Source organism: Azospirillum sp. UENF 112521, assembly GCF_058780665.1.
The window spans coordinates 381,281-394,969 of the sequence record NZ_JBSNCI010000003.1 but is presented as its reverse complement, the minus strand read 5'-3'; the positions used below and the strand labels follow the sequence as shown (position 1 = coordinate 394,969).

At 69.0% G+C, this 13,689-nt stretch carries 13 protein-coding genes; 6 read left to right on the top strand and 7 right to left on the bottom strand.

All coding sequences use genetic code 11. The features are described 5' to 3' along the window. Positions 1-13: 13 nt before the first annotated feature. From ACWPN8_RS17525 to ACWPN8_RS17505, 5 genes are all read left to right on the top strand, one after another. Positions 14-1,054: a TRAP transporter substrate-binding protein gene (locus tag ACWPN8_RS17525; protein ID WP_492241630.1), complete on the top strand. Its 1,041-nt coding sequence runs from the start codon at positions 14-16 to the stop codon at positions 1,052-1,054. Between the two features lie 49 nt (positions 1,055-1,103). After that, complete coding sequence (locus tag ACWPN8_RS17520) at positions 1,104-3,002, top strand: TRAP transporter large permease (protein WP_492241629.1); 1,899 nt, start codon at positions 1,104-1,106, stop codon at positions 3,000-3,002. Positions 3,003-3,072: 70 nt separating this feature from the next. Further along, positions 3,073-3,612: a VOC family protein gene (locus ACWPN8_RS17515; protein ID WP_252140874.1), complete on the top strand. Its 540-nt coding sequence runs from the start codon at positions 3,073-3,075 to the stop codon at positions 3,610-3,612. A gap of 12 nt (positions 3,613-3,624) precedes the next feature. After that, positions 3,625-4,905 carry a ribulose-bisphosphate carboxylase large subunit family protein gene (locus ACWPN8_RS17510; protein WP_492241628.1) on the top strand — a complete coding sequence of 427 codons (1,281 nt, stop codon included), beginning with the start codon at positions 3,625-3,627 and terminating at the stop codon, positions 4,903-4,905. Between the two features lie 5 nt (positions 4,906-4,910). Continuing rightward, positions 4,911-6,212 (top strand): four-carbon acid sugar kinase family protein, encoded by a 1,302-nt coding sequence (locus tag ACWPN8_RS17505; protein WP_492241627.1) that lies wholly within the window; start codon positions 4,911-4,913, stop codon positions 6,210-6,212. Between the two features lie 41 nt (positions 6,213-6,253). On the opposite strand, the gene ACWPN8_RS17500 is transcribed toward ACWPN8_RS17505, so the two are convergent. The 7 genes from ACWPN8_RS17500 to ACWPN8_RS17470 all read right to left on the bottom strand — a co-directional run bounded on the left by ACWPN8_RS17500 (position 6,254) and on the right by ACWPN8_RS17470 (position 11,924). After that, a complete protein-coding gene (locus ACWPN8_RS17500; protein ID WP_098736858.1) occupies positions 6,254-6,601 on the bottom strand; it encodes a RidA family protein in 348 nt (115 codons plus the stop codon). A 32-nt stretch (positions 6,602-6,633) separates the two neighbouring features. After that, positions 6,634-7,398, bottom strand: coding sequence for a transporter substrate-binding domain-containing protein (locus tag ACWPN8_RS17495; protein WP_492241626.1), 765 nt, complete (start codon positions 7,396-7,398; stop codon positions 6,634-6,636). A 135-nt stretch (positions 7,399-7,533) separates the two neighbouring features. Then, entirely contained in the window at positions 7,534-7,881 is a 348-nt protein-coding gene (locus ACWPN8_RS17490) for a RidA family protein (protein ID WP_109450909.1), read from the bottom strand. 19 nt (positions 7,882-7,900) lie between these two features. After that, positions 7,901-9,028 carry an NAD(P)/FAD-dependent oxidoreductase gene (locus ACWPN8_RS17485; RefSeq protein ID WP_492241625.1) on the bottom strand — a complete coding sequence of 376 codons (1,128 nt, stop codon included), beginning with the start codon at positions 9,026-9,028 and terminating at the stop codon, positions 7,901-7,903. 13 nt (positions 9,029-9,041) lie between these two features. After that, complete coding sequence (locus tag ACWPN8_RS17480; RefSeq protein WP_109450913.1) at positions 9,042-10,499, bottom strand: FAD/NAD(P)-dependent oxidoreductase; 1,458 nt, start codon at positions 10,497-10,499, stop codon at positions 9,042-9,044. Beyond that, the gene (locus ACWPN8_RS17475) at positions 10,496-10,810 is read right to left on the bottom strand and encodes a (2Fe-2S)-binding protein (RefSeq protein ID WP_109450915.1); all 315 of its coding nucleotides are present in this window, start codon (positions 10,808-10,810) and stop codon (positions 10,496-10,498) included. Before ACWPN8_RS17475 ends, ACWPN8_RS17480 begins: the two co-directional genes overlap by 4 nt. After that, positions 10,791-11,924: an NAD(P)/FAD-dependent oxidoreductase gene (locus tag ACWPN8_RS17470; protein WP_492241624.1), complete on the bottom strand. Its 1,134-nt coding sequence runs from the start codon at positions 11,922-11,924 to the stop codon at positions 10,791-10,793. The genes ACWPN8_RS17475 and ACWPN8_RS17470 overlap by 20 nt, the downstream gene beginning before the upstream one ends. 584 nt (positions 11,925-12,508) lie before the next feature. On the opposite strand from ACWPN8_RS17470, the gene ACWPN8_RS17465 reads away from it, so the two are divergent. Then, on the top strand, positions 12,509-13,426 hold the full coding sequence (locus ACWPN8_RS17465) for a LysR substrate-binding domain-containing protein (RefSeq protein ID WP_109452273.1): 918 nt from the start codon (positions 12,509-12,511) through the stop codon (positions 13,424-13,426). Positions 13,427-13,689: the final 263 nt, after the last annotated feature.

The window sequence follows — 13,689 nt, the reverse complement described above, 5'->3', positions numbered from 1 at the left end:
TGGGAGGTTTGAAATGACCAGTCTGAGCCGCCGCACGATGCTGAAGGCCATCGCCGCCACCCCCGCCGCCATTCCGGCGATCGGGGCCGCCGGCGCCGTGATCGGCATGCCGCACATCGCGCGCGCCGCCGAGTTCGAGCTGAAGTACGGCAACAACCTGCCGCTGAGCCATCCGCTGAACGTCCGCGCCCAGCAGGCGGCGGAGCGCATCGCCAAGGAGTCGAACGGCAAGGTCGAGATCAAGATCTTCCCGAACAACCAGCTCGGCGGCGACACCGACATGCTGTCCCAGGTGCGCAGCGGCGGCCTGACCTTCTTCACGCCGTCGGCGCTGGTGATCGCCACGCTGGTGCCGGTCGCCGCGATCAACGCGGTCGGCTTCGCCTTCTCCGACTACGATCAGGTGTGGAAGGCGATGGACGGCAAGCTGGGCGCCCACGTCCGCAACGCCATCTCCAAGGTCGGGCTCTATGCCTTCGACAAGATGTGGGACAACGGCTTCCGCCAGATGACCAGCGGCGACAAGGCGATCACTTCGGCCGCCGACATGAACGGGCTGAAGATCCGCGTTCCGGTCAGCCCGCTCAGCATCGCCATGTTCAAGGGGCTGGGCGCCGCCCCGGCCAGCCTGCAGTTCAGCGAGGTCTATTCGTCGCTGCAGACCCGGATCGTCGACGCGCAGGAGAACCCGCTGCCGATCATCCAGGTCGCCAAGCTGTACGAGGTGCAGAAGTTCTGCTCGGTGTCGAACCACATCTGGGACGGCTTCTGGTTCATCGCCAACGGCCGCGCCTGGAAGGGCCTGCCGGCGGACATGCAGACCATCGTCGCCAACGCCATCAACGACGCCGGCGTGGCGCAGCGCGGCGACATCAAGGCGCTGAACCAGTCGGTCAAGGCCGATCTGGAATCGAAGGGGCTGACCTTCAACCAGCCCTCGCCCGACAGCTTCCGCGCCAAGCTGCGCGACGCCGGTTTCTACGGCGAATGGAAGGGCCGCTTCGGCGACGAGGCCTGGGGCCTGCTGGAAGAGGCGGTCGGCAAGCTCGCCTGACCGTCGCAGCAGTCCATTCAGGTCCTCTTCCATGAAGGAACATCCCGCCATGTCCCACATGTCCGAGCCGGTCCACGGCTTTGCCGAGCCTCCCGGCACTCTGGGTGCCGGCGGCGGCGCCTCGCTGCTGCGCAGGATCGACCACGGCCTGTCCGTCGGGGTCGAGGTCGTGGCGGGCCTTCTGGTTCTGGTCGAGATCGTCGTTCTGCTGGCCGGCGTCACCGCCCGCTATCTGTTCCACACCCCGCTGGTGTGGTCGGACGAGCTGGCCTCCATCCTGTTCCTGTGGCTGTCGATGCTGGGTGCGGTGGTGGCGCTGCGCCGGGGCGAGCATATGCGGATGACCGGGCTGGTCAGCCGCGTCGGCCCGCAGGCGCGCAGCCTTTTGGAATGCATCGCCATCACCGCCCCCATCGCCTTCCTGACGCTGGTGCTCTACCACGCCGTCGATTACGCGATGGAGGAGCAGTTCATCACCACCCCGGCGATGGAGATCTCCAACGCGTGGCGGGCGTCCGCCCTGCCGGTCGGGCTGGGGTTGATGCTGGTGGCGGCGCTGTTCCGCCTGCTGCGCATCGCCAGGCCCCTGACGGTGCTGGTGGCGGCGCTGGTGACCGGCGCCATCGTTGCCGGCTTCTGGGTCGCCGGGCCGATGCTGAAGCCGCTGGGGCAGTTGAACCTCATCATCTTCTTCGTCGGGCTGGTCGCCGCCAACGTCTTCGCCGGGGTGCCCATCGCCTTCTCCTTCGCGCTCGCCACCTTCTCCTATCTGGCGCTGACCACCTCGACGCCGCTGCTGGTGATGGTCGGCCGGCTGGACGAGGGGATGAGCCACCTGATCCTGCTGGCGGTGCCGCTGTTCGTCTTCCTCGGCCTCCTGATCGAGATGACCGGCATGGCCCGCGCCATGATCCAGTTCCTCGCCAGCCTGCTCGGCCATGTGCGCGGCGGCCTGTCCTATGTGCTGATCGGCGCCATGTATCTGGTGTCGGGCATCTCCGGATCGAAGATCGCCGACATGGCGGCCATCGCCCCGGTGCTGTTCCCGGAGATGAAGAAGCGCGGCGCCCCTCCGGGCGATCTGGTGGCGCTCTTGTCCGCGACCGGCGCGCAGACCGAGACCATTCCGCCCAGCATCGTGCTGATCACCATCGGGTCCGTCACCGGCGTGTCCATCGCAGCACTCTTCACCGGCGGCATGCTGCCGGGCGTGGTGCTGGGCGCCTGCCTGTGCTTCGTGGTCTGGCGGCGCTACCGCAACGAGGATCTGAGCCACGTCGAGCGCACCGCAGGGCGCGAGATCGCCCGGCTGGCCATGGTGGCCCTGCCCGCCATCGCCCTGCCCTTCGTCATCCGCGCCGCGGTGGTCGAGGGCATCGCGACGGCGACCGAGGTGTCGACCATCGGCATCGCCTATTCCACCGTGGTCGGGCTGCTGATCTACCGCCAGTTCGACTGGCGCCGCCTGAAGCCGATGCTGATCGAGACGGCGTCGCTGACCGGGGCCATCATCTTCATCGTCGGCTGCGCCACCTCGATGGCCTGGGGCCTGACCCAGTCCGGCTTCTCGTCCGACCTCGCGCGCTTCATGGCCGGCATCCCCGGCGGCGCCTACGGCTTCCTCGCCATCTCCATCGTCGCCTTCATCATCCTGGGCAGCGTGCTGGAGGGCATCCCCGCCATCGTGCTGTTCGGACCGCTGCTGTTCCCCATCGCCCGTGCGGCCGGGGTGCATGAGGTCCACTATGCGATGGTCGTCATCTTCGCCATGGGCATCGGCCTGTTCGCCCCGCCCTTCGGCGTCGGCTATTACGGCGCCTGCGCCATCAGCAAGGTCAATCCCGACGACGGCCTGAAGCACATCTGGGGCTATGTCGGCGCGCTGCTGGTCGGGCTGGTGATCGTCGCCGCCATTCCCTGGATTTCGACCGGCTTCCTGGCCCGCTGATCCGTTTCAACGCCCGCTGAAAGGCGGGCGCCCGGCCTCCTTAAAATTCCCTCTTATCGGAGTTCCCTCAATGAGCCGATTCTTCGGCCAGATCCGTCAGGCTGGCTACGTCGTGCGCGATATCGAAGCCGCCATGGATTACTGGAGCCGCACGCTCGGCATCGGGCCGTGGTTCTACAACGAGCGGGTTCCGATCCGGAACTACAGCTACCGCGGCGAATCCTACGAGGTTCACAATTCGGTGGCGCTGGCCAACTCCGGCCCGTTGCAGATGGAGCTGATCCAGACCCGCAACGACGCGCCGTCGATGTACCGCGACTTCCTCCAGGCCGGGAACACCGGTTTGCAGCATGTCGCCTACTGGACCGAGGATTACGATGCCGATCTGGAGCGCCTGCTGTCGCAGGGCTTCAAGCCGGTGATGAGCGGCGAGGTCGGCGAGAAGGGCCGCTTCATCTATTTCGACACCGAATACCATCCCGGCACGGTGATCGAGCTGTCGGAGGTCGCCGGGCCGAAGGGCAAGATGTTCGACCTGATCCGCGAAGCGTCGATGGGCTGGGACGGCAGCGACCCGGTGCGGCCGTTCCCGGACCTGAGCAAGCTGTAAGGGGCGGCCATCATGCATGCCGACCGCATCGAAGCGACATATCTGATCGAAACCCCCCTCGCCCCGGCCAAGGTGGCCGAGGTGATGGCGGGGGAGCAGTCCTGCGGCACCTTCACCCGCGTCCATGGCGAAACCGACGATCTGCGGGCCCGTGCCCGCGCCATCGTCGAATTGGTGGAGAAGCTGGACGTCGCCGAGACCCCTGCCCTGCCGAACACTTGGCTGGAGCGGCAGCGCAATCCAGGGCCCTGGCAGCGGGCGCGCGTCACCATCTCCTTCCCGACCGCCAACATCGGCGCCAATCTGCCGACGCTGGCGGCGACGGTCGCCGGCAACCTCTATGATCTGGGCGAGGTGACGGGGCTGCGGCTGGAGAGCTTGCGCCTGCCGCAGGCCTACCGCGCGCAGTTCGACCTGCCGCGCCACGGCGTCGCCGGCACAAGGCGGCTGACCGGGGTGGCGGACGGGCCGCTGGTCGGCTCCATCATCAAGCCGAATGTCGGGCTGTCGGCCGAAGAGACCGGCGAGCTGGTCGGCACGCTGTGCGCCGCCGGGCTGGACTTCATCAAGGACGACGAGATCTGCGCCGATCCGGCCCATGCGCCGCTGGCCCAGCGCATCCCGGCGGTGATGGACCGGGTGCGCCGCCACCAGGACCGCACCGGCAAGCATGTGATGGTCGCCTTCAACATCACCGACGAGACCGACGCCATGCGCCGCCACGCCGATCTGGTGGAGCGCGAGGGCGGGTCCTGCATCATGGTCAGCCTGAACTGGTGCGGCTATTCGGCGGTGCAGACCTTGCGCCGGCACAGCGGGCTGGCGCTGCATGGCCACCGCAACGGCTTCGGCGCTTTGTCGCGCCATCCGCTGCTGGGGATCGGCTTCGACGCCTATCAGGCGCTGTGGCGGCTGACGGGGGTGGACCACATGCATGTCCACGGGCTGAACGGCAAGTTCGCCCAGCCCGACGCCGAGGTGATCGAGGGGGCGCGGGCCTGTCTGGCGCCGCTGGCGGCGGATGCGGCGGACGGTTCCGACGCCGTGATGCCGGCCTTCTCCTCCGGGCAATGGGCCGGCACGGTGCCGGTCACCTGGGAGGCGGTGGGGACCGCCGATCTGATGTTCATGTCCGGCGGCGGCATCATGGCCCATCCCGACGGGCCGGCGGCCGGCGTGCGGAGCATCCGGCAGGCCTGGGACGCCGTGCGGGCCGGGCGCACGCTGGACGAAGCGGCTTTGGAGCAGCCGGAACTGCGGCGGTCGATGGACTTCTTCGGAAAGAAGGGCTGAGGGCGATGGCGGCGACTCCCCGACTGGGCTGGTACGGCGACGACTTCACCGGGGCGACCGACACGCTGGCCGCCTTGGCGAAGGCCGGGCAGCGGGCGCTGCTGTTCCTCGACGTGCCGGACGTCGCCCGGTTGGGGGAAGCCGGGCCGCTCGATGCGGTGGGGATCGCCGGGGCGGCGCGGAGCATGGCGCCGGACGCCATGCGGGCGGAGCTGGAGCCGGTCGGCCGCTTCTTCGCAGCACTCGGCGTGGCGGTGATGCATTACAAATGCTGCTCCACCTTCGACAGCGCAGCCCATGTCGGCAGCATCGGCGAGGCGGTGCGGACGCTGGCGCCGCATTTCCCCAACCGCTTCCGGCCGGTGGTGGGCGGGCAGCCGAACATCGGGCGCTATTGCCTGTTCAGCACCCTGTTCGCCGCGGCGGGCACCGGCGGGGTGGTCCACCGCATCGACCGCCACCCGACGATGAGCGTCCATCCCGTCACCCCGATGGCGGAGGCCGACCTGCGCCGGCATCTGGCCGCGCAGGGGCTGTGGGGGATGGCGGCGCTGCATTTCCCGGATTACGGGCTGGATGGCGGTGCGCTCGACCGGCTGATGGAGCGGTTGCTGGCGGAGGGGCCGTCGGCGCTGCTGCTGGACGTGGCGCGGGCCGAGGATCTGGCGGTCGTCGGGCGGCTGATGTGGCAGCGGGCGGTGAGAGAGCCCCTGCTGGCGGTGGGCCCGAGCAGCGTGGCGCAGGCGCTGGTCGCGCATTGGAACGCCGGGTCCGACGCTTCAGTGACGGAAGAGACGCCGCTGGCCGCGGCGGACAGGCCGGTGTTCCTGATGGCGGGCAGCCTGTCGCCGGTGACGCGGCGGCAGATCGAGGCGGCGGCGTCCTACACGCGCATCCAGGCCGATGCGGCGGCGCTGTGCGGCGACCCCGGCTATGCGGAGACGCTGTTGGGCGAGGTGGCGGCCTCGCTGGCGGCCGGGTGCCACACGCTGGTGTGGACGGCGCCGGCGGAAGCCGGGACGGCGGACACCGCCCAGGCCGGGCGGGTCGCGGCGGCGACGGCGGAGTTCGTCGCGGCGGTGCTGCGGCGGGTGGCTCTGCGCCGGGTCGGCATTGCCGGCGGAGACACCTCCAGCCTCGCGGTGCGGGCGCTGGGGTGCTGGGGCTTGTCCTACCGCTGCACGCTGGCGCCGGGGGTCACCGTCAGCCGCACCCATGCCGACGACCCGGCGGTCGACGGGCTGGAGCTGATGCTGAAGGGCGGGCAGATGGGCGGCGAGGATCTGTTCGAGCGGTTGCTGGGGTAGCCCTCTCCTCTTGAGGAGAGGGCCTCTTCTGCGGTCGCCGATCAGACCGCGGCGGTGACGACCACTTCGATCAGGATTTCCGGCTTGCCGAGGTCGGCGACGCCGATGGTGGCGCGGGCCGGCAGGTCGTTGCCGTCCAGCCAGGACAGCCACGCGTCGTTCATCTCGTCCTTCAGGCCCATGTTCGTGATGAACAGCTGGGCGGACAGCAGCTTGGTCTTGTCGCTGCCGGCCAGCGCCAGCACCTGGTCGAGCTTGCCGCAGATCTGCGTGACCTGGCCGCCCATGCCGACGCTGACGTCGTCGGCGATGATGCCGCCGAGATAGGCCGTGCCGTTGTTGACGACGACGCGGTGCATGATCTTGGTCTTCTCGATGCGCTTGATCACGGGGAACTGCTCCTTGGTTTTTTAAGAAGAACTCAGGGGGTGATGGAGAAATCGACGTAGCGGGCGGCGATGCGCGCCAGCGTGCCGTCCTGCACGACCGCGCGGATCGCCTCGTCGAAGGACTGCTTCAGGCCAGTGTCCTCCTTGCGCAGCCCGACGCCGATGCCGGGGCCGAACACCTCGGCGTCGATCACCGGCTGGCCGACCAGCTTGACCGACTTGCCGCCGTCGCCCTTCACCCAGTCGGACGCGGTGGCGCCGGTGGTGATGGCGGCGTCGAGCCGCCCGGCCTTCAGGTCGGCCAGCAGGTTCGACGCGGTGTCGTAGGTCTTCAGCGTCGCGTCGCTGCCGAGATGCTTCTCGACATAGCGGGAATGGGTGGTGGAGACCTGGGCGCCGATGGTCTTGCCGCGCAGGCTGGCCGGCGAGCCGTCGATCGTCGACTTGGCCGGCGCCACGAAATAGGCCGGCACCACCATGTAGGGGGTGGAGAAGCCGATGGCCTTCGCCCGCTCCGGCGTGATGTTCATCGTCGCCATGATGGCGTCGTACTTCTTCGCCAGCAGGCCCGGAATGATGCCGTCCCACTCCTGCGCCACGACGGTGCAGGGACGCTTCATCCGCTCGCACAGCGCATTGGCAAGGTCGACCTCCAGCCCCGCCACCTTGCCGTCGGGCTGGGTGAAGTTGAAGGGCGGATAGGCGCCCTCGGTGGCGATGCGGATCTCCTGCGCGGCGGCGGTCCCGCCGGACGCAAGCAAGAGGAGGGCGGCAACGCCCGTGACGAGGCGCTTCATGGCAGGCTCCGGAAATGGCGAAGGTGGTTCAGAGTCCGTCCGGTGCTTACAGAAGCACCGGACGGACTCTTAGCTTTTGGTTTTCCGTGTGATTCACGCTTCAAGCGATTCCGCTTGAACCGATCACACTCCGTGTTAGAGCCCCGCGACGACCACGATCTCGACCAGGATCGACGGGTCGGCAAGCCGGGCCTCGACCGTCGCGCGGGCGGGCGGGTTGGCCTTGTCGACCCAGGCGTCCCAGGCGGCGTTCATCTCGGGGAAGGTGGCGATGTCGGCCAGATAGACCGTGGCGGTCAGGAGGTTGCTCTTCGACGTGCCGGCCTGGGCCAGCAGGGAGTCGATCTGGCGCAGCACGTCGCGGGTCTGCGCCTCGACCGTGGTCGAGCCGTCATCGACGATCTGGCCGGCGAGATAGACGGTGTCCTTGTGGATGACCATGTCGCAGAGGCGCGGGGTCAGGTGGAAACGCTGGATCGTCACGGGGCAATGCTCCAAAGGGTCAGGCGGCGAAGCGGCCGATGCTGAAAGGGGCGATGGGCAGGTCGGTGGACCCGCCCGTGATCAGGTCGGCGGTGATGCGCCCGACAATAGGGCCAAGCTGGAAGCCGTGCGCGGAGAAACCGAAGGAATGGTAGAGGTCCGGCTCGGTGCCGCTGGGGCCGATCACCGGGATCTGGTCCGGCATCCGCGCCTCGATCCCCGCCCAGGAGCGGACGATGGTGGCGCCGCGCATGCACGGGAACAGGTCCCACACCGTGCGGGCGTTGACCGACACCTGCGAGAAGTCCAGCTCCGTCCGGTTCTCGTCGCGCACCGCCCGGCCGAGCAGCCCGCCGCCGATCAGCACGGTGCCGTTGGGGAACTGCTTGAAGGACAGGGTGCGGCCGGTCGCCCCCACCACCGGCTTGATGAAGGGGGCGACGCGGGCGGTGATCATCAGCATCGGGGCGATGACCTCCAAGGGCACCGGCTCCCCCACCTGCGCGGCGATGCGGTCGGCCCAGGCGCCGGCGGCGTTCACCACCACCGGCGCCTCAAACCGCCCGCCGTCGGCGGTCTCGACGGTCCAAAGTCCGTTCTTGCGAACCAGCCGGGTCACCGCCCCGCCCTCCTGGAAGCGGGCGCCGAGTGCCATGGCCTTGCGGCGGAAGGCGAAGGTGGTGCGGAAGGGGATCGCCGCGCCGTCGCCGCGCGACACCAGCGCGCCGACGCAATGGTCGGCGATGGCCGGCACCAGCGAGCGCAGCTCGTCCTGCCCGACCACCTCCTCGTGGGTGAAGCCCAGCGCGTTGAGTTCGGCGACGCGGGCGTGCGAGGTCGCCAGCTCCGCCTCGCTCTCCGCCACCTTGATCTGGCCGTGGCTCTCGAAGCCGCAATCGTCGTCCACCAGATCGCGGATGCGGTGCCACAGCGCCATCGAGGCGACGGTCAGCGGCACCTCGGCGACATGGCGGCCGAGCTGGCGCACGCCGCCCGCATTGACGCCGGAGGCGTGACGGGCGACATGGTCCTTCTCCAGCACCAGAACGCGGACGCCGCGCATCGACAGCTGCAGCGCGGCGGAGCAGCCGTGCAGGCCGCCGCCGATGACGATGACGTCGGGCTTGAAGGAGGCGGTCGCGGTCATCGGGCGCCTCCGGTCAGTGCTTGAAGACGGCGTCGATGTCGGCGTCGGTCTTCGGCAGTGCCGCCAGCTCGGCCAGCGTGATCGGCTTCACCGGCGGGCGCAGCCGATAATAGCCGACCTCCGCCGGGGAGACGCCGCGCTCCGCCGCGATGACCTCGGTCACGGTCGGGCCGCAGAGCCGGCCCTGGCACGGCCCCATGCCGCAGCGCAGGAAGCTCTTGGCCTGGTTGGGACCGGAACAGCCGAGCCGCACCGCCTCGCGCACCGCACCGGCGGTGATCTCCTCGCAGCGGCAGACGATGGTGTCGTCGGCCGGTGCGCGGAAGGCTTCCGCCGGGGTGTAGAGCGTGTCGAGGAAGGCGCGGCCGGTCAGCGCGCGGTCGAGTGCTGCGCGATGGGGAACCGCCAGCTGGTCGCGCTGCTCGCGCCCGATGCGGCCGAGCCGGTGCAGGGCGTCGAGGGCGGCCAGCCGGCCGGCCTCCTCCGCCGCGCGGGCGCCGCCGATGCCGGCGCCGTCACCGGCCAGCGACACGCCCTCGACCGAGGTGGCGCCCCATTCGTCGGTGGTCGGACGCCAGCAGCGCTGCTGCTCGTCCCAGCGCTGGGCGCAGCCGGTGGCGTTGGCGAGGTTCAGGTTGGGGACGACGCCGTGATGCAGCAGCAGCGTGTCGGCGGGCAGCCGGTGCTCGGTGCCGTTGCGGGTGTAGACGACGCTCTTCAAGGCACTGTCCCCGCCGATGGCACCTTCGGCGCGCAAGGCGGTGACGTTGCCGATGACGGTCAGCTTGCGCCGGACCTCCAGCATCAGCTTCATGCCCTTGCCGAGGTAAGGCGAGCGCAGGAATCCCGGCAGCAGCGGCAGGGCGGCGCGCCAGTTCTCCTTCGGGGTGGTGTCGAGGATGGCGTCGATGCGGACGCCGGCCTGGAGATACTGCCAAGCCAGCAGCCAGAGCAGCGGGCCGCTGCCCGCCATCACCGTGGCGCCCGACGGCACGAGGCCGGAGGTCTTCAGCAACACCTGCGCCGCACCGGCACCCAGCACGCCCGGCAGGGTCCAGCCGGGGATCGGGAAGGGCCGCTCCAAGGCGCCGGTCGCCAGGATGACGTGGCGCACCGTCAGCATGGATGCGGCGCCGTTGCGCGACAGGCCGATCTGGATCGGGCGGTGCCCGTCGCCCGCGTCCTCGCGCGGGCGGGCGACGCTCCACACGATTGTGCCGGGCCAGTGGGCGGCGCCGCTGTCGCGCAGCGGCCCCAGCAGCTCGGCACCATGCCAATAGTCGGGGCCGAGCACCTTGCGGTCACGCACCGGCGTTTCGGTGACGGCGCGGTAGATCTGGCCGCCCGGTTCCGCCTGCTCGTCGAGCAGGACGACCGACGCGCCCTTCGACGCGGCCAGCGCCGCGGCGGCGAGGCCTGCCGGGCCGGAGCCGACGACGGCGATGTCGAAGTCAAACTTGGGGGCGCTCATCGCTCGACCTCGCGCTTGCCGTTCTGGGTTTCCACCGCCATGCCGGGGGCCACGCGCACCTGACAGCCCTGGCGGTTGCCGGTGCCGTCGATGGTGACGAGGCAGTCGAAGCAAACGCCCATCATGCAGTAGGGGCCGCGGGCCGCACCGCTGACCGGGGTGGTGCGGCAGGCGGTGACGCCGTTCGCCAGCAGGGCGGCGGTGACGCTGTCGCCGGCCCGCGCGCTGGCCGGACGGCCGTCGATGGTGAAGGAAACCGTGTGCCCTGCTGCGTTGAGGGCGGTTTCGATCTCAGGCAGCCTGCGGAACATGGAACCTCCGGGCGCTGAAGGGCGTGAAGCTGTCGCCGAGGCCGCCGGCCGCGATCAGCGGCGCCAGCGTCAGCGCATGGTTGGCGGCAAGGGTGACGCCGCTGTGGCAGGTGGCGACGAAGGCGCCGGGCGCCGTCTTCGATTCCTCGTAGATCGGGAAGCCGTCCGGCGTCAGCACGCGCAGCGCCGCCCAGCTCCGCACCACATTCAGCTTGCCCAGCAGCGGGAAGAAACGGATGGCGCGCTCTGCGATGGCCGAGGAAATGCCGGGCTGCAGCGTCGTGTCGAAGCCGACCTCCTCGAAGCTGTCGCCGATCATCACCCCGCCCTCGTCGGTCTGGCGGACATAGACGGTGGGGTGATGCAGGAAGGGGGCGGTCTTCTCGGTGACGATGACATGGCCGCGCTGCGGGCGGACGGGGGCCGACAGCCCGACCATCGGCGCCAGCCGCGCGCTGTCATGGCCGGCGGCCAGCACGATCTTGCCGGCCCGGACTTCGCCGCCTGCGGTGCTCATGCGGAAGCCGCCGTCGCGATGCTCGATGCGCTCGACCCGGTGGTTGGGACGGTAATCGACGCCCAGTAGGCCGATGCCCTTGTGCAGGGTGCGCAGGAGGCGCAACGAGTTGCAGTGGCCGTCCAGCGGGCAATAGGTGCCGCCGACCACGTCCGGCCCGATGAAGGGCAGTTCCTTGCGCAGCGTCTCGCGGTCCATCACCTCGTAGGGGTAACGGATCATGTCGGGCTGGTTGTGCAGCCGCATCATGGTGTTGGCGCGGGCCTGCAAATCCTCTTCCGACAGCATCGGCATGAAGCCGCCGGGACGGCGGTAGGCGACGTCCAGCCCGGTCTGTTCGCGCAGCAGGTCGGCGAAGCCGCTCCAGTCGTCGGAGGACTTCTTGGTCCAGCCGGCATATTCCGGCATGCCAAGGCCCTTGCCCTGCACCCAGACCAGGGCGAAGTTGCCGCGCGACGGCCGCACGGCGATGTCGCCCTCGTCCAGCATGGCGACCGTCTGGCCGGCACGGGCGAGACCCCAGGCCAGCGCCGATCCGACCAGCCCGCCGCCGATCACGGCGACGTCGTATTCTCCGCCCCGACTGGGCTGCGTCATCGTCTCCACTCCCGCCGCCGCCGCACCGTTTCCCGTGCGCATCGGCCGCCGCATTTATCGTGTGGCGCGCATCGCCCCATCCGGCACCCGCATACAGTGTCGAATATTTGACGATACGCCGTAAATCTTTGAGGTCGCGCCGGATCTGCCGGCGTTACACATGGATGTATTGCAAACTGCAGGGTTTTCTTTGCCGGAGCACCGCGGGAGTCTGTCCTATGCTCCCCGACGGTGCCCCCAAGTTCCCGTGATCCTTGCGACAGCATCGGCAGCCAACCTATAACTGTCAAATCAGATCGAAGGGGCGTTTCATGTCTGAATGTTATGATTCGGCGGGGGGTGGTTGGTTTTGGGAGGGAGGGGGTCATCCTGGGCATCTCCCTCTCCCCCCGCTCACGCGCAAACTTCGTTTGCGCTGACGCGACAGGCGGACCTTTGGTCCGCCGAAAGCGGGGAGAGGGTCGGGGTGAGGGGGAGACACAGCGAGGATTCTCGGGATAGCCACGCCATGCATCCCCCTCACCCTAACCCTCTCCCCGGGGGGAGAGGGGATTACGGCCGATTTGGGCTATGGGGCGGGCGCCATGATCAATCCGCGCCAGATCGAGGCCTTCCGCGCCGTCATGCTGACCGGCGGCATCACCGCGGCGGCGGAACTGCTGAACATCTCGCAGCCGGCGGTCAGCCGGCTGATCGGCGACCTGCAATATGCGCTGAAGCTGACCCTGTTCGAGCGGCGCGGACCGCGCATCGCGCCGACCAGCGAGGCGATCTCGCTCTATCAGGTGGTCGACCGCGCCTTCGTCGGGCTGGAACTGATCGAGCAGACGGCGCGCGACCTGACCGCAAGGCGCAGCGGGGCGTTGCGGGTGGCGGCGATGCCGGCGCTGGGGGTGGGGTTCCTGCCGCGCTATGTCGCGCGCTTCCTCAGCGACCGGCCGCGGGTGGACATCGCGCTGCGCGGCAGCACCTCGCCGATCATCCTGGACTGGGTGGCGACCGGCCAGTGCGAGCTGGGCTTCGCCCACACCCCCATCGACCATGCGGCGGTGCTGACCGAGAAGATCCACGGGATTCCCGCCGTCGCCATCCTGCCGCCCGGCCATCCGCTGGCCGCCAGGGACGTGCTGGCACCGAAGGATTTCGAGGGGGAGAGCTTCATCTCCACCACCCCGCCGGCCCTGCTGCGCTCCCGCATCGACACCATCTTCGCCGATCACGACGTGTCGCGGCTGATGCGGGTGGAAACCCAGCTGACGATGAACGCCTGCGCCATGGTGGCGGCCGGCTACGGCATGTCGATCGTCGACCCCTTCACCGCCCAGGATTATGTCCCGCACGGGCTGGTCGTCCGGCCGTTCGAACCGCGCATCGGCTTCGACATCGCCATCCTGCGCTCCGCCCAGGTGCCGCTGTCGATGATCGCCGAGGACTTCCTGGCCGGCTTCATGGAGGAGGCGATCCGCTTCCGCGACAATTTTCTCGGGATTGGCGGCGCCTGAAAGCCCGCTCAACTCGTTCGCAGCACGGAATTATAACATTACCGGATGAATGATGGCGGGAATTCGATTTGACGGTTATGTGACCGCACCATCACCCTTGATCCATGTCCCGGGCGCGAAGCCTCAAGAAGAACAGCCCGCAGCAGACGGCCGGCAAGGTCAAATGCGGTAAAAGCGGTGCTCCGGAGCGCAATCGACATGCGGTCCGCAGATCGGGCTCCGATGAATCCGGGATCGTAAACAGGGACACAGGCTCTAGAGGA